The organism is Pedobacter sp. (assembly GCF_040513095.1).
Taxonomy (GTDB): Bacteria; Bacteroidota; Bacteroidia; order Sphingobacteriales; family Sphingobacteriaceae; genus Pedobacter.
Genome location: NZ_JBEVDX010000121.1, coordinates 1 through 21,614 on the forward strand (window position 1 = coordinate 1; position 21,614 = coordinate 21,614).

Genomic DNA, 21,614 nt, shown 5'->3' on the forward strand with positions numbered 1-21,614 from the left:
GATTGGAATCTTCCAGTTCCTTTGCCATTTTCTGCATTTCCTGTGCAGCTTTTTTTTGGTTTTCGGCTGCTTTCTGCTGCTGTTTTTTGTCCAGGTTTTCCATGCTTTGCTGTTGCTGCTTTTCTACCGTCCGGCTTTCTTTTTCCATCGGCTGAAAATTGTTCGGGCGCTCCAAAGCCTGATTTTTCTGATCCAGCTGTTGGAGTTCCTTTTGCAGTTCCCTGAACTCCTGAACAGTTTTTTCCTGTTGTTTTTTGAGCTCAGGAGCATCCGCTTTTTTATCCTGTGTTTGCTCTGCAAGTGCCTTCTGTGTTTCTGACAGCTTTTTTAGCCGGTCTATTTTATTCTGCAGGTTTTGTTCAAACTCTAACTGTTTATACAATTCAAGGACCCTGTCCAGTTCATTTTTTAAAGATTTGTTGTCCATATTCATTTTAGACAATTCATTCTGTACCTGGTCTTTGTTGTTCTGGTCCATCAGACTTTGCAGCTTTTCAAGCAGGGCTTTAGTTTTTGGGTCGAGCACATTGTTAAACAGGTCGTCAATCTGTTTTTGTTTATCGGCGATAGCGGTTTTGGCAGATTCGTTTTCCGCCTGATCGTTGCTGTTTTTCTTTTTTGCCTGCTGGATATCTTTCACTGCTTCTTCCAGCTTTTTCTGTTTTTCCAGCAGCTGATTGATGTCTTTTTTGTCCTCAAAAGACAACTCTTTTTTATCCAGCAGATTTTCCCCTAATTTCTTACTGTCCCGTTCTACTTCTGCAGCGAGTCTTATGGCCGAGTTCATTTGCTGTTTCAGGTTACTGCTCGATGTATTCTGTTGTTTTGCCAGCGCCTGATCAGAGAGAGGCATGAAGGTCTTAATTGCAGAACGTGTTTTTTTAGCGCCGTTTACGGCATCATTGTCTGCAACCTCGAGGTAATATTCTATCACTTGTCCTGCCTTAAGATTCAGGTTTTTAAGATCCCAGAAATACAGGAATGCATTTTCCAGTTGTGCGGGATGAATAGGGAGGGAGGTAGAAACTCTTTTTATCTCCGCGGTGTTTTCTTTGATTACATATACAAACTTGAGTGAACTGAAACCATGATCGTCGCTGATATTCCCGCTGAAATAACGCGCTTTGCTGCTGAGGGAGTCAACCGTTTCAATAGCGCTGATCAATGGGGCGAGGTCAGGGATTACCTCAATTTTATGGTTCACAGAATCAGGATGTACAGAGAAATTGTTTTTTGGAACAATCTGGTAATTCTGGCTTTTTCTCAGCTGTGCCTGGTAACTGGTCTCATTGTTGGCAAAACTCAGTTCTTTAACATGACCATTAAGGGTAAACAACAGCGTTGCCGCATTTTCTGTATAGATCTTCCAGGTGACTGTAGTGCCTTCCGGGAGGATGAGATCTCCGGCATTCGCAATCACTTCATTCTTTTTCTCCAGGTAAGAAGGATAGCTGAGGGTAGCTTGTACATTCAGCACTGAAGGGCGGGGTTTCACAGTTACGATATATGCTTTGGATTCAAAACCGCCCGCACTGAAACGGAAAGTCTGGTCCTGCTGAAGATTCTTGAACATATAACTGAACCTGCTGTTATCTTTCCTTTCCAGTTTAAAAGTATTTACTCCTTCTTCCAGGTAGACTTCCTGCGGGAGCTGATCGCCCCTCAGCTCCAGGTCTATGGTCAGGTCGTCTCCCTGCGTAACTATCATCCCGGGGCTGCGAAGAACAAAATTAAAGGGAGCAGCAGGTAAAATTTCCTTATTGTATTGAATAAAACTACGCGTTCCTTCTCTCCAGACCACCGGTGCAATGATGGCGATCAGCAGGATCAGGGCCAGGGGAGCCAGAAAGTATTTGATATATTTTTTATTGTCATGCAGGCTGATGGCCTTACTGAATGGGATGGGCTTTAGTTCATTGATTTTCTGGTCTATACCCGCCAGAATAAGCTGGTTTTGGGAGGGAGACAGGTCTGCAAGCGCTTTAAGCTGCAGGGTATTCAGTAATTTATCGCGTATAGGCTCAAAATGATTGCCTATGAGTGTAGCGGATTCTTCGAGGCTGAGGACTTTACTCAGGCTGAGATAGGCTAATGCAGGTTTAACAATTCCAAGGCCAGCTGAAACTGAAAGTAGCAGCAGATAGCCGTAAAAGAGAATAGTTTTGATATATGGTGCAGGCCTGACATAATAGATCAGCACAAAAAGCAGCAGATAAAGGCTGAGCAATAATGTCAGCGTATAGATCGTACCACGCAGCAGTTTATTCAGATAAAACTTTCTTCTGAATTCGTTAATCTTTGAAAGCAAGATTTCGTAATTGCTGCCCATTTGGAAAAGAATAAGATTAAAGATAAAAAAGCTGGGCTAACGGAGCGAATGAAACAGCATCTTTTTATTCAACAGCCAAAATAAAGGGCATAAAAAAAGCTTCCTGATTTTTCACCAGGAAGCTTGTACGAATATGGTTATAATAATCTAGATTACTTTAACATTGATCGCATTCAAACCTTTTTTACCGCTTTCAACATCGTATTCTACTTTGTCGTTTTCACGGATTTCATCGATAAGGCCTGTTGAATGTACAAAAATCTCGCTATCGCCATTAGCTGGTACGATAAATCCGAAACCTTTAGTTACATTAAAAAATTTTACTGTTCCTTCTTGCATTGTATTAAGTATTAAATATTAAGTCTGCAAGGTAGTGATTATTTTTTTATAATTTGCAAATGCTTCATTTTTTGATGAATATAATTTTTTGATGACTATTTCGTTCCTTTTCTGCCGGTTACCGTTACGGTAACTTCGCTCGTATGCGGCATGCCCAAAGTACTTCCGGGTTTAATTTTTAATAAATTTTGTAAATAGACGCTCGTGATGCCGGCTAAAACTTTTTTGCGGGTTTCGCGGAATTCGGGGAGGTTGGTCCAGAATTTTCCGAGGCGCAGTTTTCCATCAGGCGCGACCAGAATGTTGAACTCATAAGCGAAATCTTTATAGGCATTGGGGATCACCAGGCGGTATCTCGGGTAGAGGTAATCGTAAGCCTGGGTTCTGCCGTTCAGCACATCTACACCGCTGAGAAATTCTACAGAAATCCTGTCATCCCGCGGAGTAAGAACGGCAATCTGTCTTGCTGCAAAAACGCTGTCAGTCTGGTCAGGGTAGCGGTTTGATCGCTCTACCAGGCCTGCGACAAATGCGGTATCCTGCCTGGTAGGTCGCTGTAGTTTCTCTGCCGTAGTATGCAGCACATTTTTGATGTAACCGTCAGCATAAAACGTCATATTTACATCAGAACGGATATCGTCAGCAATTTCTTTTTTTGTGACCTGCAGGCGCTGAAAGACCAGGCTGTCTTTGCTGATCAGCTTAAACCTGAAGTACTCTTTGGCAAAATTATATACATCTGCATGGTCATACTGCAGATAAAAGCCCTGCATGATCTTTTTTACCGGGTCAAAGGCCGCCATTGTATCTGGTTTCCTGAGCTGAATAATCCAGCTGGGTTCCTGGGCAAAGCCCATACTGTCATAGGATAGGCCATTGCTGAAACGGCGTTTCACTTCAGTATACCGGATTCCGGTAATAGGGCCCAGGTCTAACCTTGTTTTTGGTTTTGGCTTTTCTTTGACTTGTTTACCGTTACAGGCAAATAATAACAGAGCGGAACTTACTATCGTCAACAGGGATCGGAGTACTTTCATAGGAACAAAATGCTTTACAAGCCAAATATAGTATAATGTACGGGACATACCACGGACGTACACTACTCGTGTTTGGTTCTTTATTTTGAAGTATATTTAAAGTATTTACCGTATATCAACATAGTATTTACAACGGGTTTGAAACGGCTTTGCGACGAGTTTCCAAAGGGTTTACGACGGATTTTGGCCGTTTCAAACCCGGAGATAACACGTTACAATACCATTATAAATATAACTTTGACCTAATGTTAATCCTGTGTATACACCCTGTATTTACGAATAAGGCACAACCAGAACACGGGCAATGTATAGCTCCTGCCAAAGAAAAAGCCCTTTCCGGCTAAACAGAAGCTAATCTTGTTTAGCCGGAAAGGGCTTTGGAATAATGGAACTGAAATTATTTCTTAGGATTTAGAATATCGTTTATCCTGATGGCCAGATCGTCATAATGTGCTTTCGTCATCACATCACCAGCAACAGCTCTCGACTTTGCAATCGTTAACAATGATTTCAATTCTGCTCTGACCAATGGCCTGATATCCGAAAGGGATACATTAATCGGAGTCAAACCAAAATCAGCAATGCGGGCAGGAGTAACTCCCGGAGGCGTTTGCATGTCCTGAGTCATCAGCATGCCCAAACGGTCCACAAATGCACGCTGCAGATTGCGTTTAAAGGCATCAGGACGTGTAGCCGGGATAATGCTTGTATGAAGATCTTTGAAGAGCTCAGGGAGCGTATATGCAACGTTAGCACCGTTTTTTGTCTCATTGTCTAATAACCTCGCAATGCGTGAAGGAGACAAGATGCTTGACAGTGTGCCTGATTGTACCGCTTTGATGTTGTTCAGCAATACCCCATTGTCAAATTTGTTCAGTTGAGCATTGTTGATCAGCCATAGAGGGGTGTTGAACAGCTGTGTATTCAGGAACGCAACAGCTTCCCTTTGTTTGGTTTTAGACAGGTAAGTATAAACTGCACCTTTCTGATCATATGTTTTAAAGTTTTCACTCATTCCGCCAATATTGGTGGTGACGTGGCCCATGTATCGGTTATACTGGGTGATTACCTCGCCATAGATTTCTTTCAGGTCGCTGTAATCTTTACCTTTTTCATAAGTCCATTTCTCAACATTTGGCAGGATGCGTTTGAGGTTGGCAATACCATAAGTACTTGCTTTCATGGCATTGTCGCCCAAGTCTTCATTCTGCAAACGCGGATCCAGTGAAGTACCTTGTCTTCCGTAATAGTAGAGCGGGTTTCCTGCTTTGGCAGTAGTCCATACATCTAATTTTTCGCGTTCCTGTGTAGGATTTAAATTGCCAGGGAACCAGGTATAGCCCCATTTGATTGCCCATTTATCATATTCACCAATGGTTGGATGCAATTGTGTAACTCCGTCCCCGGGTTGTGCAATGTAATTGAAACGTGCATAATCCATGATTGAAGGAGCAGTTCCGTGCGTATTGGTAAAGGTTTTTGAACGCAGGGAGTCTACCGGATAAGCATAGCTGGAACCAAAGTTATGCGGAAGGCCCAAAGTATGCCCGATTTCATGTGAAGACACGAAACGGATCAGGTTGCCCATTTGTTCATCGGTAAACTTTGCCTTCCTGGCAGCAGGATCTACAGCAGCAGTTTGTACAAAAACCCAGTTTCTCAGCAGGTTCATCACGTTGTGGTACCAGCCGATATGCGTTTCAAGAATCTGTCCTGAGCGCGGATCAGAAACGTGGGGGCCATAAGCATTAGCAATATTGGAAGCAAAATAGCGGACTACTGAATAGCGTGAATCATCGACGCTGAATTCAGGATCTTCTTTTGCTGTTGGAGCTTCTTTTCCGATAATCGCATTTTTAAATCCGGCTTCCTGGAAAGCTAGCTGCCAGTCGTTGATACCGGCTATCAGGTAAGGTACCCATTTTTTTGGGGTTGCAGGATCGATATAAATCACAATTGGTTTAACCGGATCTACCAGTTCACCGCGCAGGTACGCTGCCGTATCTTTCGGAACCAATCCCCAGCGGTGGATATAAGCTGTTTTTTCAGCTTTTTGTGCATTCGTGCCATAATCTGTTTGTGTCTGACCAAAATAACCAACTCTGGCATCGTTTAAACGAGGCTTCGCAGGTCTTTTTGGTAAAAGCAACATCGATGTATTGAATTCATAAGTCACTGCCCCGATACTGTTATCGATGGGAGACTCCATGGTTTTATACGTTTTACTCGTTACTACTTCAATGTTCAGAGGAAAGGTTTTCACAGTATCAATATAAGACCGGGTAGGGTCAAGTACAGTTGTTTTGTAAGCCTTTCTTAACTCATCTGTTGCACCGATAGCCATAACATCCCCGTTGTAGAAGTCGGTTACATCAATGACCACACCACTAGTGTCCCTGTTATAAGATTTGATATCAAAGCTTGCGATAATGGTAGACAGGTTGGAATTTTTAACAGACTGGTACATATCAGATGTGCTGTCTGCTCTTACCGAATAGCTTGGTACACGGACAAAAACCTGTTTGCCGCGGCGTTCCCACTGCCAAACCTGCTGGTTTAACTCTTCACCACCGTATTGCTGGTTACCAACCGATACGCCGGAAGGAACTTTGTTTAGGCGTGAAACGATTAACATCTCGCGGTTCAGCAGCGAATCAGGAATGTCGAAAAACCACCTGTCATCAACTTTATACGTTTTGAATAATCCGTCCTTTTTTCTTGCCTTGGCGGTGATGATTTCACCAAAAGGTTTTATTCCTTCTTTTTTTGCTGCCGGAGGAGGCGTTGCAGCAGCCCCTGTTGCCGGGGTATTCTTTTTAGATTTCTTTTGTGCATATAATGCATCACTGCTGAATGCACATACTAAACACATACCAGCAATTGCCAGTAAGTTTGACCTTTTATTCATTGGGTTTAACAGTTGTTAGGTTTATTGAAGTTCAAAGATATTCATTGCGAAAAGTAACAAAGATGTGTAATTATAAAGTTACAACCGGCTTGTTAACAGTGATTTTTGCAAGATTAAAGCATTATTAATTAAAAAAATAATACTTTAGAGTGAATCAAAGACAATAAAGCTGTTCATGAAAATAATTACACTATTTAAGCCTCTGGGCTTAAACGGAATCGCCTTACTATTTATATTGTTTTTTACAGGCTGTGCCAGTAACCGTAAAATAGAAAGGAAAGTTGGGCAGTTATTTAAAAATTCGACGCTATTAAACAACCATCCGGTAGGTTTTGCCCTGTCTGACCTCGACAAAGGGGAGATAATCTTTGAAAAAGATGCCGATAAATACTTTGTTCCGGCCTCAAACACGAAATTGTTTACATTTTATGGAGGATTGAAGTTATTACCTGATTCAATCCCTTCTTTAAGATATATTGAAAAAGGGGATTCGCTGATTTTCTGGGGGACGGGTGACCCTTCTTTTTTGCAGAGCAGGATCAGAGGCGACCACGCCCTGAAATTTCTGGTGGCCAGTAAAAAGCAATTGTTCTTTTCTCCCGGCAGGTATACAGGCAGTTTTTACGGACAGGGATGGTCATGGGATGATTACAATGACTACTATCAGGCTGAAATTACAGAATTACCTTTGATGGATAATATGATTACTGTAAGTGCTGCACAAGGAAAGATGACTATCAGTCCTGTGCAGTTTAACGATTGTTTTGTAAAAGATTCTGCGGGCACTCCCGGAGCATTTACCATAGTCAGAAATTTCAATGAAAATATCCTGCATTACCCGGGCAGGATGGACTTACCGGCAAACTTTGAGCAGCAGATACCTTATAAAACCAGCACGGCTCTTACAGTAAACCTGCTTGCTGATACTTTGCACCGTCAGGTGGGCCTGGTTCATATTGAAATGCCCCAAACAGCGAAAACAATCTACAACGTGACCTCAGAGCAGGTGCTTAGGGAAATGATGCTGCCCAGTGATAATTTTATTGCAGAACAGCTGCTGCTGGTTTATGCGAACCAGATTCAGTCGCGCTTAAACGGCACAGATGCCATTCGGTATATCCAGGAGAAATTCCTCACCAGCCTTCCGGATAAGCCCCGCTGGGTAGATGGATCCGGACTTTCCAGGATGGACTTATTTACCCCCAGGGACATCGTTGCATTGCTTAAAATGATCGATCAGCAACTCCATAACCGCGAAAAACTGTTCAGTATGCTGCCGGCAGGCGGTAAAACCGGTACATTGAAGACGGCTTATCCGACAACAGATCATCCTTTTGTTTATGGCAAGACTGGCTCTCTTTCAAATATATATAACCAGAGCGGCTACCTGCTCACGAAAAAAGGGAGAACGCTGAGCTTCTCCTTTATGAATAATAATTTTGTAACCCCCGTTGCAGAGCTAAAGAAAGAAATGGCAAAAGTGATTACGTATATTCATGACACGTTCTGATCATTTTATTTTTACTTTTGCCCGGATATGAAGAATGAAGCTCAATCGATTTATACTTTACAATTTGGTCTTGTCTGTTTAAGTTCCTTTCTTTTTTCATCCAGCTTTAACATGCTGATCCCGGAATTGCCGGCTTATCTTAGTGCAATGGGCGGGGCTTCATACAAGGGATTAATCATTGCGCTGTTTACCCTTACTGCGGGCTTCTCCAGGCCATTTAGTGGCAAACTGACTGATACGATCGGGCGTGTACCTGTAATGGCAGTAGGATCTGTCGTATGTTTTGTTTGCGGATTGCTGTATCCGGTACTTACAACTGTTGCCGGTTTTCTCTTCCTCAGGCTCATCCATGGATTCTCTACGGGGTTTAAACCTACGGCAACAGCCGCTTATGTAGCAGATCTGGTTCCTGAAAACAAATGGGGCGAAGCAATGGGTGTACATGGCATCTGTTTTAGTACAGGTTTAGCTATCGGCCCTGCTATCGGAAGTATGATTACTGATCACTTTTCTATTAATGTATTATTTTACTGTTCGTCTGCATTTGCACTTTTGTCAATTTTGATCCTGGCAAATATGAAGGAGTCCCTGATGGATAAGCAGCGTTTCAGCCTGCCATTGCTGAAAATCAAAAGGAAAGATATTATAGAATGGCGCGTAATCCCGGCATCGCTCATTACGCTATTGAGTTATGTAAGTTACGGTGCGATTTTAACGGTTATTGGCGACTGGAGCAAATACCTTGGGACAAATAATAAAGGATTGTTCTTTGTAGTATTCACGCTGACATCCCTGTTGATCCGCTTTGTAGCCGGGAAAGCATCAGATCAGTATGGCAGGGTTCTTATCCTCAAAGTTTCGCTTGGTATGCTTGCCGTATCACTGGTGTGGATTGGGCTGGCTGCTTCATCTTTATCTCTGATGTGTGCTTCCGCCTTATATGGTGTGGCGACAGGCATGCTTTCTCCTGCAGTAAGCGCGTGGACAATCGATTTGAGTGATCCTGCACACCGGGGGAAAGCTGTGGCAACCATGTACATCGCGCTTGAAGCCGGTATAGGAATGGGCGCATTACTCGCTGGATGGATGTTTGTTGATGATATATCAACCATTCCAACAACATTTTACCTTTGTACAGGCATAACGCTTATAGCACTTGTATACCTGCAGTTCTTCTGGAAACCGAAGGTAGAAAAACCAGAAAATAAGTTGGGTTACTGATTGGCAACAACCAGCAGTTCAATATCCTTAAAAGGCAGATTAAACATATTTGCAAGAGTTTTACTGGTCAGGTGCCCCTGATATATATAGAGCGCTTCCCTGATACCCGGCCTGTTCCATACCACGTTCATCAGCCCGCCCATATCTCCTATATCCACCAGAATAGGCGTAAAAATGTTTGTTAAAGCATAAGAAGCTGTTCTTGGTACCCTGGAGGCTATATTAGGCACGCAGTAATGGATTACATCATGTTTCCTGAAAACAGGATCTTTATGATTCGTCACTTCAGAGGTTTCAAAACAACCACCCTGATCAATACTCACATCAATCACAACAGAATCAGGTTTCATCCTTGCTACCGTTTCTTCCATGATAATACAGGGACTTCGGCCATGTGTTGCCCTGATAGCTCCTATAACAACATCGCATGTGGTAACGGCTTTCCCTAAAACTATTGGCTGCATCACTGAGGTAAAAACCCGGCTGCCGAGGTTGTTCTGTAAACGGCGTAGGCGATAGATGGAGCTGTCAAATACTTTTACTTCGGCACCGAGGGATAAAGCTGTTCTGGCAGCATATTCACCAACCGTTCCTGCGCCAAGAATCACAATTTCTGTTGGCGGAACGCCGGTAAAACCGCCCAGCATTAAACCTTTACCACCGGTGACACTGCTCAAATATTCTGCGGCAATAAAGATTGAAGTGGCACCTACGATTTCGCTCATGGCACGGACCACGCTCAGGATATTTCCTTCATCGCGCAGGTGCTCAAAGCAAATGGCATTGATCTTTTTATCCATCAGTGCTTTCAGGTAACTCTCTTTAAGAGCTCCCATTTGCAGGGCAGAGATCAGCGTCTGTCCCTTGTGCATCATTTCAATCTCCTCACAGGTTGGAGGAGCTATTTTTACGATTATATCGGCATCAAAAACGTCCTTTTTATTAAAGGTGATAATGGCACCCTGCTCGCTGTAGTCATTATCAGAGAAGTTGGCGCCTGTTCCTGCACCGCTCTCCAGTAATACCTTATGACCGTTGTTGACCAGCAGTGCAACAGACAGGGGGGTAAGGGCTATCCTGTTCTCCTGGAATGAAATTTCTTTGGGGATACCAATATAAAGACTGTTGCTTTTCTGTTTGAGTTCTGACAGTGTTTCTTTTGGCTGTAACAAACCTTTCTGAGCAATTGAGGCCATTTCTTCCCGTAATCCTGTAGCCATTATGTAGCGTTTATTTGAATGAAATTAATAAAAATAAGATGAAAATCAAGCATCTAAAGGTAATTTTTACTAAAGGTAAATGCTCTTTTATCGGGAGATAAGACTTTGATCTCCACTCTAACGTAGTGTTCCGGCAGGATTTCCTCTACGCGTTCGGGCCATTCTATCAGGCAGATATGGCCGGAATAAAAATACTCCTCATAGCCAATGTCGTAGGCTTCGCGGATATCCCGGATCCTGTAAAAATCAAAATGATATATTATAGAATTGCCCGCGGCATATTCGTTCACAATGGAGAAGGTAGGACTGCTTACTACATCTTTTACGCCAAGTTCTTCGCACAGGACTTTGATAAACGTAGTTTTACCAGCACCCATTTCTCCTTCAAAAATGAATACCTTATCTTCTCCGGCAAAGTTAAACAGCGCTTTAGCCAGGCTGTTTAACTCAGTAAGACTATTAACTTCAAGATTCATTGTTGCTCTGACTAACGTGAACTATAGGTAGCTACAGGAATGATCATCTCTTCAAGTGAAATACCGCCATGCTGGAAGGTTTCATTGTAGTAGTTTACGAACTGGTTGTAGTTGTTCTGGTAAACAAAATAGCGGTCTTCCTTGGCAAAGATATAGTTGGAGCTGATATTGATCTTGGGTAGCTGCGCTTCATGCGGATTTTTAATTAGAAACACCTCTTTTGCATTGTAGTTCAGGTTTCTGCCTTGTTTATAGCGCAGGTTGGTATTTGTATTCCTGTCGCCAATCACCTTGCTTGGGTGTTTTACGCGGATTGTTCCATGGTCTGTAGTGATCACTACTTTTACCTGTTTCTGTGCCAGCTTTTTCAGCAGTTCCAGCAACGGAGAGTGCTCAAACCAGGATAAGGTCAGTGAACGGTAAGCTGCATCATCGTTAGCCAGCTCCCTGATCATGGCCATATCGGTACGGGCATGGGAAAGCATGTCAACAAAGTTGTAAACGATCGCATTGAATTCATTCTGCATAAGGTTGTTTACCTGCTCTGTAAGCGCTTTTCCATCATCATAAGTAAGGATTTTATGGTAGCTGAACTTACAGTCCTTGCGCACGCTGCGTTTGATCTGGTCGGCCAGAAAAGCTTCTTCGTGCATGTTCTTTCCACCTTCATCATCATCGTTCTGCCACAGCGAAGGGAAACGTTTTTCCATTTCAAGCGGCATTAGGCCTGAAAAGATCGAGTTCCTGGCATACTGTGTAGCTGTAGGCAGGATACTTGAATAAATATCTTCATCATCCAGCCTGAAATGTTCGGTGATGAGCGGATTGATGATCTTCCACTGGTCGTATCGTAAGTTATCAATGAGAATAAAGAATACCGGTGTAGTGGAATTGATCAGTGGGAAAGCTTTTTTCTTTAACAGCTCATTCGATAATAAAGGGGCTTTTTCCTTACCATTTACCCATCCAAGGTAGTTGTCTTCGATAAAACGGGAGAACTGCGTGTTGGCTTCCGATTTTTGCATGGTCAGAATTTCATGCATCTGCGGATCATCCAGTTTCTCAAGTTCCAGCTCCCAGAAGACTAATTTTTTGTAAACATCAACCCATTCTTCATAGCTCAGCTTGTCATTCAGCGTCATTCCCAGCCGTCTGAAATCCTGCTGATAGGCCATGGATGTTTTAGCGCTGATAAGCCTTTTGTTATCGATAATTTTCTTAATTGTCAGCAATACTTGCTTAGGGTTTACCGGCTTTATCAGGTAATCGTCAATTTTTGAACCGATGGCATCTTCCATCAGGTTTTCCTCTTCACTTTTGGTAATCAGTACAACGGGAATGTCACTTTTGATATTTTTGATGGCCGAAAGGGTTTCCAGTCCGCTCATGCCCGGCATGTTTTCATCGAGGAATACAAGGTCGAAGTGCTCTTTTCCAAAGGCTTCCAGGGCATCATTACCATTGGTGAATGTTGTTACGTGATATCCTTTTTCGTTTAACAGTAATATATGTGGTTTTAATAGGTTAATCTCATCATCGGCCCATAGAATCTTGGTTTCCTGCATTATTGTATGTATAAGGTGTAAAAAATTCTTTAAAAAGAGAGATCTCTTTCTTAAGTACGGATAAAAATAGCAATTTTTGTACCGTATAATTTATTTTGTAAAGATTGAACAAAAAGAAAATCATAAATGACCCGGTTTACGGATTCATCAATATACCCTCTGAACTGGTCTTTGACCTGATCTCACATCCCTTTTTTCAGCGCCTGCGTTATATTAAGCAACTGGGGATGACCCATCTGGTTTATCCCGGCGCCCTGCATACCCGTTTTCATCACGCACTGGGAGCAATGCACCTGATGAGCCTGGCGATTGAAGTGCTGCGGAGCAAAGGTCAGGAAATTACAAAAACCGAGGAGGAAGCCGCAACGATAGCGATTTTGCTTCATGATATTGGGCACGGGCCATTTTCCCATGCACTGGAACATTCACTTGTGAAAGGCATAAGCCATGAAGATATCTCTATGCTGATGATGGAGAAACTCAACCATGAATTTAAGGGAAGGCTCAGTACTGCCATTGAAATATTCACAGGCAAATACCATAAAAAGTTCCTTCAGCAGCTTATTTCCAGTCAGCTTGACCTGGACAGGATGGACTACCTGAACAGGGACAGCTTTTTCACCGGCGTAAGCGAAGGTGTGATCAGTTTTGACAGGATCATCAAGATGTTCAATGTGGCCGATGATCATCTGGTGATTGAAGAAAAGGGTATTTATTCTATAGAAAAGTTTCTGGTTGCCCGCAGGCTGATGTACTGGCAGGTTTATCTGCACAAAACGGTAATCGCCGGAGAGCAGCTGCTGGTAAAAATCCTGAAACGTGCTAAAGAACTGGCCGAGCGGGGCGAAGAATTATTTGCGACCCCGGCTTTGCAGCATTTTCTAAAGAACGATGTTAAAAAAAGTGAGTTCCTGGCAGAAGATATCCACCTTTTGCAATTTGCTGGGCTGGATGATCAGGATATATTTGCTTCTGTAAAAGTTTGGCGCGGGCATCCCGACAGGGCGCTGTCATTGCTATGCAATATGCTGGTAGACCGCCATTTGCTGAAGACAGAAATCAGCAACAGTCCGCCTGAAGAAAGCCGCCTGCAGATCATAAGGGACAACACAGAAATCAGTCTCGAAATTAACCAAAACGAAGTTTCTTATTTCGTTTTTACTGATGTGATCAGCAATCGTGCCTACAATACAGGCGAGGGAAACAGCACAATTAACATTTTAATGAAAAATAATGAGACCATAGATATTGCCAAAGCCTCTGATTTGTCAAATCTGGAATCGCTGGATAAGACCGTTACAAAGCACATATTGTGCTATCCACGAATAATTTAGCATTTTTTAACAAAATAATTCGATTATTATCCCGTTTTTAGTTTCCGATTACAAGCTGTCTAAAAAAATTAGGGAGTGGGGATTATTTGTTCATATCAATTTAACATTTAACTTTGTAGAATGCAATTTACTGCCAAGCAGATAAGCGACTTTTTAAGTGGGACGGTTGAAGGGGATGAAAACATTACTGTTTCAGAGCTTTCAAAAATAGAGGATGGAAAAAAAGGTGCCTTATGTTTTCTATCGAACCGTAAGTACGAACATTATATATATTCAACTAATGCCTCTGTTGTTATTGTTGGTCAGGATTTTTCACCTGCCCAGCCTGTCAGCTGTACCCTGGTAAAAGTTAAAGATCCGTATAGTGCCTTTTCTGTACTGCTCGAAAAATACAACGAAGCCTATAATGCCTCGCTGGACAAATCGGGCATAGAACAGCCCTGTTTTGTGCACCCTTCTGCAAAGATTGGTAAAAATGTATTTATAGGGGCATTTTCCTATATCTCTGAAAATGTGGAGATTGGTGATAATACCAAGATTTCCCAGCAGGTTTTTGTTGGCACAGATTCCAAAATCGGTTCAGCAAATACTATTCATCCCGGAGTTAAAATTTACAACAGGTGCGTTATTGGCGACCGCGTGGTGATCCATTCCAATACGGTGATCGGCAGTGATGGCTTTGGTTTTGCACCCCAGCCTGACGGCACCTATTCGAAAATTGCCCAGATTGGAAATGTTGTCATTGAAGACGATGTTGAAATTGGTGCCAACACGGCTATCGACAGGGCTACCATGGGATCTACTTTCATCAGAAAAGGGGTAAAGCTGGATAACCTTATCCAGATTGCTCATAATGTTGAGGTGGGTGAGAACACTGTGGTTGCTGCCCAGGCAGGTATATCAGGCAGCAGTAAAGTAGGTAAACAATCCGTTGTTGGCGGACAGGTGGGCATAGCCGGCCATTTATCACTTGCCAACGGAACACAGATAGGTGCACAGGCAGGAATTAATTTCAGCATAGCTGAAGAAAATAAACAATGGCATGGTTCTCCTGCCCAGCCCCTAAGAAACTGGATGCGCGCTTCTGTACTTTTTAAGCAACTTCCCAACATAGAAAAACGTATTAGTCAAATAGAGGCCGAATTAAAGAGCGATTCCGATCACGGCATAGTTAGTACCACACACAACAATAATGAACGTTAAACAAAAAACTATAAAAAGCGAAGTTTCTGTACAGGGGGTAGGCCTGCATACAGGAGCCAATGTTACCTTAACTTTTTGTCCGGCACCAGAAAACCATGGTTTCAAATTCCAGCGGATTGATTTACCGGGGCAGCCGGTTGTGGATGCTGACTGCGATAATGTTACGGATACTGCCAGAGGTACAACGATTACACAGAACGGTGCAAGTGTCAGTACTGTAGAACATGTAATGGCTTCCCTTGTTGGTATGGACCTGGATAACATCCTGATGAAACTGGATGGCCCGGAAACGCCGATTATGGACGGCAGCGCAATTTTATTTGTAGAGGCGCTTGAAAGTGTGGGTGTGCTTCAGCAGGAGATCGACCGTGAATATTTCCAGATCCCCCATAATATCATCTATACAGAGACGGACCGCAAAGTAGAAATTGTGGCTATGCCATTGGAAGATTACAGGTTTACCTGTATGATCGATTATAACTCTCCTGTACTGGGCAGTCAGCATGCAGTAATTTCAAGCATAGCTGAATTTAAAGACGAAATCGCTTCATGCCGTACTTTTTGCTTTTTGCATGAGCTGGAATACCAGCTGCAGAACAACCTGATCAAGGGTGGTGATCTGAACAATGCGATTGTTATTGTAGATAAAGAAGTAACCAGGGACGAACTTGACCACCTGGCCAAAATATTTAACAGAGAGAAAATCGATGTAGCCCCTCAGGGAATCCTGAACAATATGGAGCTGCGCTATCAGAATGAGCCTGCAAGACATAAATTGCTGGATATGATCGGTGACCTTGCTTTGGTAGGAATGCACCTGAAAGGCCATATTATGGCTGCCCGCCCGGGCCATGCGGCAAATATCGCCTTCGCTAAAAAAATCAAGGCAGCGATCAAAAAAGAAAAAAACAAGAAAGTACAAAAAGTATACGATCCTTCTGTAAAGCCACTTTATGATGTGGTACAGATCATGGATATCCTGCCGCACAGACAGCCGTTTTTGTTTATTGACAAGATACTGGAACTTTCGAAAACACACGTTGTGGGCGTGAAGAATGTAACCATGAATGAGGAGTTCTTTAAAGGCCACTTCCCTGGCGCACCTGTACTTCCGGGCGTGATCCAGATCGAAGCTATGGCACAGACCGGCGGAATACTGGTACTCAGTACTGTTCCGGACCCAAGGAATTATCTGACATATTTCCTGAAAATTGATAAAGTGAGGTTCAGGGCCCAGGTTTTACCGGGCGATACGATTGTTTTCAGATGCGATCTGATGGAACCGATCCGCAGAGGCATCGCACAGATGAAAGGTGTAGGCATGGTAGGAGATAAAATTGTTGTGGAAGCAGAAATGATGGCACAAATTTCAAAAGTAAAAGACAGCGAACGCGTATCATGATACAACCTTTAGCATATATACATCCGGACGCGAAAATTGGCGATAATGTAGTTATCGAGCCTTTTTCGGTCATTCACAAAGACGTAGTCATTGGTGAAGGCACATGGATAGCGTCCAATGTTGTAATCATGGACGGCGCCAGAATAGGAAAGAACTGTAAGATCTTCCCTGGCTCAGTAATTTCCGGCGTCCCTCAGGACCTGAAATTTGCAGGAGAAGTAACTACTGCTGAAATTGGTGACAATACGACCATCAGGGAGTGTGTAACCATCAACAGAGGTACAAAGGATAAGTGGAAAACAGTAATAGGCAGCAACTGCCTGATCCAGGCTTATTCACATATTGCTCACGATTGTGAAGTGGGCGACCACTGTATTTTTTCCAACAGCACTACGCTGGCGGGGCATATCACAATTGGCAGTTATGTAGTGCTGGCAGGTCTGGTGGCTATCCATCAGTTTGTTAAAGTAGGGTCACATGCTTTTATTACCGGCGGTTCACTGGTACGTAAAGATGTACCTCCTTATGTAAAAGCAGCGAGAGAGCCATTATCTTACGCAGGTATTAATTCTGTAGGCCTCAGACGCCGTGGTTTTTCTTCTGAAAAGATCAATGAGATCCAGGAAATATACAGGGTGCTTTTTGTAAAACACAATAACGTAACGAAGGCCCTTGACAAAATAGAGGCAGAATTTGCGCCTACGGAGATTCGTGATGAGATTGTTGATTTCATCCGTAACTCTAACCGCGGTGTAATGAAAGGTTTCGGTACAGTAAGCTAATCATCATTGATGACAATCGATTTAAAGGATGCCGGCAGAAGGTTTAACCAGGAGTGGATTTTCAGGAATTTCAGCTACCAGTTCAGCGCTGCCGGCAAATATGCCATCCTGGGGCCTAACGGCTCTGGGAAATCAACCCTCCTAAGTGTTATTCTGGGCAGTCTCGCCCCTTCAGAAGGCACGATTACCTATGCTGATGCCGATGTTATACCTGTAGAGAAAATCTATACACAACTGAGCTTTGCGGCTCCCTATCTTGATCTTGTAGAAGAATTCACGCTGCAGGAAACCATCGAATTCCATTTTAAATTCAAAAGATTCTACCCAGGCTTAACAGCTGGGGGGGTGCTTGACATCCTTGGGCTTGCTAAATCACAGGATAAGGCCCTGAAGTACTTTTCTTCGGGCATGAAACAGCGCACAAAACTTGCGCTGGCCTGCTGTACAGACACTCCCTTACTACTGCTGGATGAACCAACTTCCAACCTGGACGTACAGGGAATAAGCTGGTATCACGATTTAATCAGGGATTTTACGGCTGATAAACTGGTTTTAGTGGGCTCCAACCAGGAAACTGAGTACTCGTTTTGCGAAAATTTAGTAAGTATAACGGATTATAAGGATTAATATTGTCCGTTATTGCCAGAAAAGTGTCATCAATTCGTCCGGAAATCAATTTGTAAATAAAATTTAAAATAACTATTGCAGGATTCAACTATTGTTTTTACCTTTGCGGCACGAAATGGCGCTGATCGTAAAAGCAACAATTTCAAATAAAATGGCAAAAGCATCAGAAGTAAAAAGCGGTAATATCCTTCGTTTCAACGGTGAGTTGACGCAGGTAGAAGAGTTTCTTCACCGTACTCCTGGTAATTTAAGGGCTTTCTACCAGGCCAAAATGCGGAACGTTAAAACCGGGAAACTGGTTGAGTACAGGTTCCGTACAGATGAAGAGGTAACGATTTGTCGTGTAGAAACCAACGACTACCAATATTTATACGAGGACGGAGATTTCCTGGTAGTAATGGATGTCACTTCTTTTGAACAGTATAACGTCCCTAAGACATTATTTGGGGAATCAGTAAAGTTCTTGAAAGAAGGAATGAATGTAATCATCTCATTCGAAAGTGAAGAACCTATTGTGGCATCAATGCCACAAAGTGTTGAACTTGAGATCACTTACACGGAGCCCGCTGTTAAAGGGGATACATCTACAAGCGCACAGAAATATGCAACTGTAGAAACCGGAGTGGAGATAAGGGTACCGATGTTTATCAATCAGGGCGATAAAGTTAAGGTTGATACCCGTACCGGGGATTACATAGAAAGAGTAAAATAAGAGTTTTTCATAGTTTAGTTTTAGGTTTAGGTTGATTTTGGCTTCGGAGTGGTTCCCGAAGCCTTACTTTTTTACAGGGGTTTTTGTTTACCTTGCGTTAGCTGTCTTTAATCACGAACAGAATCCCATCAAAATGACCAAAGCGGAAATCAGAAAACAAGAAACGGCACGCAGAAAAGCTTTGAGCTTTGAGCAGCTCACTGCCCTCAGCGAAAAATTACTCCTTCAGTTTACTACATTAAATTTTAAGGAGGTACAAACGATACATTTTTTTCTGCCCATTGAAGAGAAAAACGAACCGGATACCTTTATGCTGATCAAATGGCTGAAAGCCCAGCATCCCTCCATTAAGATCATTGTTCCCAAAGCCGATTTTACAACGTCGTTGATGACCCACCATCCCTATCAGGGCGAGGAAGAGTTACAAAAGAGCCTGTTTAATATACTGGAACCGATACTGGATGAACAGTATACCGGAAAAATTGATATGGTACTTGTGCCCTTACTGGCGTTTGACATCCGGGGATACCGTGTAGGTTATGGTAAAGGATTTTACGACAGGTTTCTGGAAACATCGGATGCCCTGAAAGTAGGGATGTCCGTTTTTGAAAACGTGGATACCATTTCTGATATCCACGGTAATGATGTGAAACTGGATCTCTGCCTTACACCGGACAGGATCTATGATTTCAGGAATGCTTAATGAAGGATTACCCAGGCCTGGAATTTATCCCAGGGCTTACACCTTTTTATTTTTTTAACTGCCTGCAGCTGTTTTTAGGCCTCAATCTCGAGCAGTACCGGACAGTGGTCTGAATGGATCGCATCCGGCAGGATCGTTACGTTTTTCAACCTGTGCAGCATAGGTACAGTTGCCAGGTGATAATCAATACGCCAGCCCAAGTTCTTTCCCCTTGATCCGGCCCTGAAACTCCACCATGTATAATGGTGAGGGTCTTTGTTGAAATGCCTGAATGTGTCTATAAATCCACCGTCCAGGAATAACTGCATCCATTCTCTTTCCTGCGGAAGAAAACCAGAAGAGTTTGCATTTGATTTTGGGTTATGGATGTCTATAGCGGTATGACAGATATTGTAGTCACCGGAAATAATCAGATTAGGCATGTTTATTCTGAGGGTTTTGATATAACTCTCAAAAAATTCCATGAATTCATATTTTTTAGCCTGTCTATCGTCCCCGGATGATCCGGATGGCAGATAGACACTCATCAGCGAGAAAGTGTCAAAATCAGCCCTTAAAATGCGCCCTTCTTTGTCTATCCATTCTTCTCCGCAACCATATTCCACGTGATTGGGTTTGATCTTGCTGAAAATGGCTACTCCGCTGTATCCTTTTTTTTCTGCACTGAACCAATAATGGTGATAGCCCAGCTGTTCAACCAGTTCAATGATCTCGGGGATCTGAACCGGCAGCGCTTTCACTTCCTGAAGGCAGATCATGTCTGCATCTGTTGACTGCAGCCAGCCAAAGAAGTTCTTTGTAGTTGCGGAGCGTATTCCGTTGACGTTATAGGAGATGATTTTCATTGTTTTTCTAATATTTTTAGGTAATGAAGCTGGCTTCGCAGGTTTCACCTAATAATTTGATATAATAATGTTATCTTTTTTTAATGCTTTTTCCAATCTGCGTGCTTCTCTTTTTTTGAGTAGCGTAACAGTCATTTTCACATCATTAAGCGGGCGGTCGTTACTGTCTACAGGTTTCAGGGCGATGGAGTCAACCAGTTCCACTCCTTTTACCACTTCGCCGTAAACCGTGTATTTTCTGTCCAGATGCGGGCTTCCGCCTTGTGATTTGTAAACCTCGCGCTGCCATTGGGGGATTTTAAAATGAAGGCGTTTAGTTTCTATGCTATCGAGCTGAGGGTCGGTAAAGATCTTGCCCTGAACAATATAGAACTGACAACCGCTTGAAACTTTTTCAGGGTTGTCATCTCTCGCTGCAGCCAGTACCCCTTTTTTGTGGAACAGACTATCCCTGAATTCTGCCGGGACAGTATATCCCACATCACCATTTCCCAGTTCTTTACCCGCCACTGCATTTCTGGAATCGGGATCACCACCCTGGATCATAAAGCGTTTAATTACCCTATGAAATAGGGTTCCGTTATAAAAATCACCTTTGACAAGCCTGATGAAATTATCGCGGTGCAGGGGCGTGCTGTTATACAACAGGATTATGCATTCGCCCTGATCAGTTTTGATTTTAACATACTGGTGCTTCGGGCGGGCTGCAAAAACAGTACTGAAGCAGAGTACCATCAGGAAGGTGAAAAGATTCTTCATAAAACTATTTGTCGCTAAGTTAAGATAGAATTTTGCTTTTCTAAAATGCTGATATTTCAATCTGAGTTTTTTGCTTCAAATCGTTAAATTGCATTTCTCATAAAATTATTGTTAATTTTGCTTTGAGCAGCGCCAGATGATACTGTTGTTGCTGAAAAAAAAATGCTGAATATCCGGATGAAACTAAAACAAAAATTAGCCCTTGGATTGTGCGCCTTTTACCTGATTAGTGTAATAGGGGTAGCCTTGAGCCTGCATTTTTGCGGAGGGAACCTTTCATCTGTTCATTTCACGCAGACTGCCAAATGTAAGGGCTGTATGGCCGCAGAAAAAAAAGCAGAAAGCGACAGTTGTTGTAAAAACACTTCCGTTGATGCAAAAATCAAAGACAGCCATGAGTCTGGTTCGGCGCTCAGCCTTCCAAAAAACTTTAGTATCCAGCTGTTTTTCTTTCCTATGCTCTGGGAAGTTGTGGAGGATATTTTGCCAAACTTATTCAGCAAAATAGAAAATAAGGCGCCTCCTTTTTCTGCCCGATTCTCCCTATACGCGTACAACTGCGTTTTCAGAAATTAGACCAGGAATAAATGAACAATTCCTGCAGGGATTCCTGTGGGCTTAATTTTATTTATTTCCCATTCT

At 42.8% G+C, this 21,614-nt stretch carries 19 protein-coding genes; 10 read left to right on the top strand and 9 right to left on the bottom strand.

Features of this window, described 5'->3' with window-relative positions:
- From ABWY16_RS13810 to ABWY16_RS13825, 4 genes are all read right to left on the bottom strand, one after another.
- A partial coding sequence (locus tag ABWY16_RS13810; protein WP_353905230.1) for a hypothetical protein occupies positions 1-2,329 on the bottom strand: 2,329 nt, incomplete at its 3' end.
- A 147-nt stretch (positions 2,330-2,476) separates the two neighbouring features.
- Positions 2,477-2,668 (bottom strand): cold-shock protein, encoded by a 192-nt coding sequence (locus tag ABWY16_RS13815; protein WP_037441187.1) that lies wholly within the window; start codon positions 2,666-2,668, stop codon positions 2,477-2,479.
- A 95-nt stretch (positions 2,669-2,763) separates the two neighbouring features.
- Complete coding sequence (locus ABWY16_RS13820) at positions 2,764-3,705, bottom strand: hypothetical protein (RefSeq protein WP_353905231.1); 942 nt, start codon at positions 3,703-3,705, stop codon at positions 2,764-2,766.
- 397 nt (positions 3,706-4,102) lie between these two features.
- Positions 4,103-6,613, bottom strand: coding sequence for a zinc-dependent metalloprotease (locus tag ABWY16_RS13825; RefSeq protein WP_353905232.1), 2,511 nt, complete (start codon positions 6,611-6,613; stop codon positions 4,103-4,105).
- 175 nt (positions 6,614-6,788) lie between these two features.
- Between ABWY16_RS13825 and ABWY16_RS13830 the strand changes: the two genes are divergently transcribed.
- Positions 6,789-8,123 carry a D-alanyl-D-alanine carboxypeptidase/D-alanyl-D-alanine-endopeptidase gene (locus tag ABWY16_RS13830; protein ID WP_353905233.1) on the top strand — a complete coding sequence of 445 codons (1,335 nt, stop codon included), beginning with the start codon at positions 6,789-6,791 and terminating at the stop codon, positions 8,121-8,123.
- Positions 8,124-8,150: 27 nt separating this feature from the next.
- Positions 8,151-9,344 (top strand): MFS transporter, encoded by a 1,194-nt coding sequence (locus ABWY16_RS13835; protein WP_353905234.1) that lies wholly within the window; start codon positions 8,151-8,153, stop codon positions 9,342-9,344.
- On the opposite strand, the gene ABWY16_RS13840 is transcribed toward ABWY16_RS13835, so the two are convergent.
- Genes ABWY16_RS13840 through porX form a run of 3 tightly spaced genes read right to left on the bottom strand, consistent with a single transcriptional unit; the run spans position 9,338 to position 12,605 of the window.
- Positions 9,338-10,564 (bottom strand): alanine dehydrogenase, encoded by a 1,227-nt coding sequence (locus ABWY16_RS13840; RefSeq protein ID WP_353905235.1) that lies wholly within the window; start codon positions 10,562-10,564, stop codon positions 9,338-9,340. The genes ABWY16_RS13835 and ABWY16_RS13840 overlap by 7 nt on opposite strands.
- A gap of 53 nt (positions 10,565-10,617) precedes the next feature.
- Positions 10,618-11,040 (bottom strand): tRNA (adenosine(37)-N6)-threonylcarbamoyltransferase complex ATPase subunit type 1 TsaE, encoded by a 423-nt coding sequence (gene tsaE / locus ABWY16_RS13845; RefSeq protein ID WP_353905236.1) that lies wholly within the window; start codon positions 11,038-11,040, stop codon positions 10,618-10,620.
- Between the two features lie 11 nt (positions 11,041-11,051).
- Complete coding sequence (gene porX, locus ABWY16_RS13850; protein ID WP_353905237.1) at positions 11,052-12,605, bottom strand: T9SS response regulator signal transducer PorX; 1,554 nt, start codon at positions 12,603-12,605, stop codon at positions 11,052-11,054.
- A 104-nt stretch (positions 12,606-12,709) separates the two neighbouring features.
- Here porX and ABWY16_RS13855 point away from each other — a divergent pair, with 104 nt between their 5' ends.
- From ABWY16_RS13855 to ABWY16_RS13885, 7 genes are all read left to right on the top strand, one after another.
- Positions 12,710-13,939 (top strand): HD domain-containing protein, encoded by a 1,230-nt coding sequence (locus ABWY16_RS13855; RefSeq protein ID WP_353905238.1) that lies wholly within the window; start codon positions 12,710-12,712, stop codon positions 13,937-13,939.
- Positions 13,940-14,059: 120 nt separating this feature from the next.
- Positions 14,060-15,142, top strand: coding sequence for a UDP-3-O-(3-hydroxymyristoyl)glucosamine N-acyltransferase (gene lpxD, locus ABWY16_RS13860; RefSeq protein WP_353905239.1), 1,083 nt, complete (start codon positions 14,060-14,062; stop codon positions 15,140-15,142).
- Positions 15,132-16,544 (top strand): bifunctional UDP-3-O-[3-hydroxymyristoyl] N-acetylglucosamine deacetylase/3-hydroxyacyl-ACP dehydratase, encoded by a 1,413-nt coding sequence (locus ABWY16_RS13865; protein WP_353905240.1) that lies wholly within the window; start codon positions 15,132-15,134, stop codon positions 16,542-16,544. Before lpxD ends, ABWY16_RS13865 begins: the two co-directional genes overlap by 11 nt.
- Positions 16,541-17,326: an acyl-ACP--UDP-N-acetylglucosamine O-acyltransferase gene (gene lpxA / locus ABWY16_RS13870; RefSeq protein WP_353905241.1), complete on the top strand. Its 786-nt coding sequence runs from the start codon at positions 16,541-16,543 to the stop codon at positions 17,324-17,326. Before ABWY16_RS13865 ends, lpxA begins: the two co-directional genes overlap by 4 nt.
- 9 nt (positions 17,327-17,335) lie before the next feature.
- The gene (locus tag ABWY16_RS13875; RefSeq protein WP_353905242.1) at positions 17,336-17,953 is read left to right on the top strand and encodes an ABC transporter ATP-binding protein; all 618 of its coding nucleotides are present in this window, start codon (positions 17,336-17,338) and stop codon (positions 17,951-17,953) included.
- Between the two features lie 151 nt (positions 17,954-18,104).
- Positions 18,105-18,665, top strand: coding sequence for an elongation factor P (gene efp, locus ABWY16_RS13880; RefSeq protein ID WP_353905243.1), 561 nt, complete (start codon positions 18,105-18,107; stop codon positions 18,663-18,665).
- 133 nt (positions 18,666-18,798) lie between these two features.
- The gene (locus ABWY16_RS13885; RefSeq protein ID WP_353905244.1) at positions 18,799-19,368 is read left to right on the top strand and encodes a 5-formyltetrahydrofolate cyclo-ligase; all 570 of its coding nucleotides are present in this window, start codon (positions 18,799-18,801) and stop codon (positions 19,366-19,368) included.
- Positions 19,369-19,442: 74 nt separating this feature from the next.
- Here ABWY16_RS13885 and ABWY16_RS13890 read toward each other — a convergent pair whose 3' ends face one another.
- Entirely contained in the window at positions 19,443-20,213 is a 771-nt protein-coding gene (locus ABWY16_RS13890) for an exodeoxyribonuclease III (RefSeq protein ID WP_353905245.1), read from the bottom strand.
- A gap of 48 nt (positions 20,214-20,261) precedes the next feature.
- Positions 20,262-20,972 (bottom strand): peptidylprolyl isomerase, encoded by a 711-nt coding sequence (locus tag ABWY16_RS13895; RefSeq protein ID WP_353905246.1) that lies wholly within the window; start codon positions 20,970-20,972, stop codon positions 20,262-20,264.
- Between the two features lie 177 nt (positions 20,973-21,149).
- Between ABWY16_RS13895 and ABWY16_RS13900 the strand changes: the two genes are divergently transcribed.
- Positions 21,150-21,548, top strand: coding sequence for an HYC_CC_PP family protein (locus ABWY16_RS13900; protein WP_353905247.1), 399 nt, complete (start codon positions 21,150-21,152; stop codon positions 21,546-21,548).
- Positions 21,549-21,614 lie beyond the last annotated feature (66 nt).

Excerpts from the sequence above, each read along its gene's own strand:
- ABWY16_RS13875 (WP_353905242.1), top strand. The coding sequence starts at position 17,336 with ATGACAATCGATTTAAAGGATGCCGGCAGAAGGTTTAACCAGGAGTGG.
- tsaE (WP_353905236.1), bottom strand. The coding sequence starts at position 11,040 with ATGAATCTTGAAGTTAATAGTCTTACTGAGTTAAACAGCCTGGCTAAA.
- ABWY16_RS13840 (WP_353905235.1), bottom strand. The coding sequence starts at position 10,564 with ATGGCTACAGGATTACGGGAAGAAATGGCCTCAATTGCTCAGAAAGGT.
- ABWY16_RS13865 (WP_353905240.1), top strand. The coding sequence starts at position 15,132 with ATGAACGTTAAACAAAAAACTATAAAAAGCGAAGTTTCTGTACAGGGG.
- ABWY16_RS13830 (WP_353905233.1), top strand. The coding sequence starts at position 6,789 with ATGAAAATAATTACACTATTTAAGCCTCTGGGCTTAAACGGAATCGCC.
- ABWY16_RS13900 (WP_353905247.1), top strand. The coding sequence starts at position 21,150 with ATGAAACTAAAACAAAAATTAGCCCTTGGATTGTGCGCCTTTTACCTG.
- lpxA (WP_353905241.1), top strand. The coding sequence starts at position 16,541 with ATGATACAACCTTTAGCATATATACATCCGGACGCGAAAATTGGCGAT.
- ABWY16_RS13825 (WP_353905232.1), bottom strand. The coding sequence starts at position 6,613 with ATGAATAAAAGGTCAAACTTACTGGCAATTGCTGGTATGTGTTTAGTA.
- ABWY16_RS13895 (WP_353905246.1), bottom strand. The coding sequence starts at position 20,972 with ATGAAGAATCTTTTCACCTTCCTGATGGTACTCTGCTTCAGTACTGTT.
- ABWY16_RS13820 (WP_353905231.1), bottom strand. The coding sequence starts at position 3,705 with ATGAAAGTACTCCGATCCCTGTTGACGATAGTAAGTTCCGCTCTGTTA.
- ABWY16_RS13815 (WP_037441187.1), bottom strand. The coding sequence starts at position 2,668 with ATGCAAGAAGGAACAGTAAAATTTTTTAATGTAACTAAAGGTTTCGGA.
- ABWY16_RS13835 (WP_353905234.1), top strand. The coding sequence starts at position 8,151 with ATGAAGAATGAAGCTCAATCGATTTATACTTTACAATTTGGTCTTGTC.
- lpxD (WP_353905239.1), top strand. The coding sequence starts at position 14,060 with ATGCAATTTACTGCCAAGCAGATAAGCGACTTTTTAAGTGGGACGGTT.
- ABWY16_RS13885 (WP_353905244.1), top strand. The coding sequence starts at position 18,799 with ATGACCAAAGCGGAAATCAGAAAACAAGAAACGGCACGCAGAAAAGCT.
- porX (WP_353905237.1), bottom strand. The coding sequence starts at position 12,605 with ATGCAGGAAACCAAGATTCTATGGGCCGATGATGAGATTAACCTATTA.
- ABWY16_RS13890 (WP_353905245.1), bottom strand. The coding sequence starts at position 20,213 with ATGAAAATCATCTCCTATAACGTCAACGGAATACGCTCCGCAACTACA.
- efp (WP_353905243.1), top strand. The coding sequence starts at position 18,105 with ATGGCAAAAGCATCAGAAGTAAAAAGCGGTAATATCCTTCGTTTCAAC.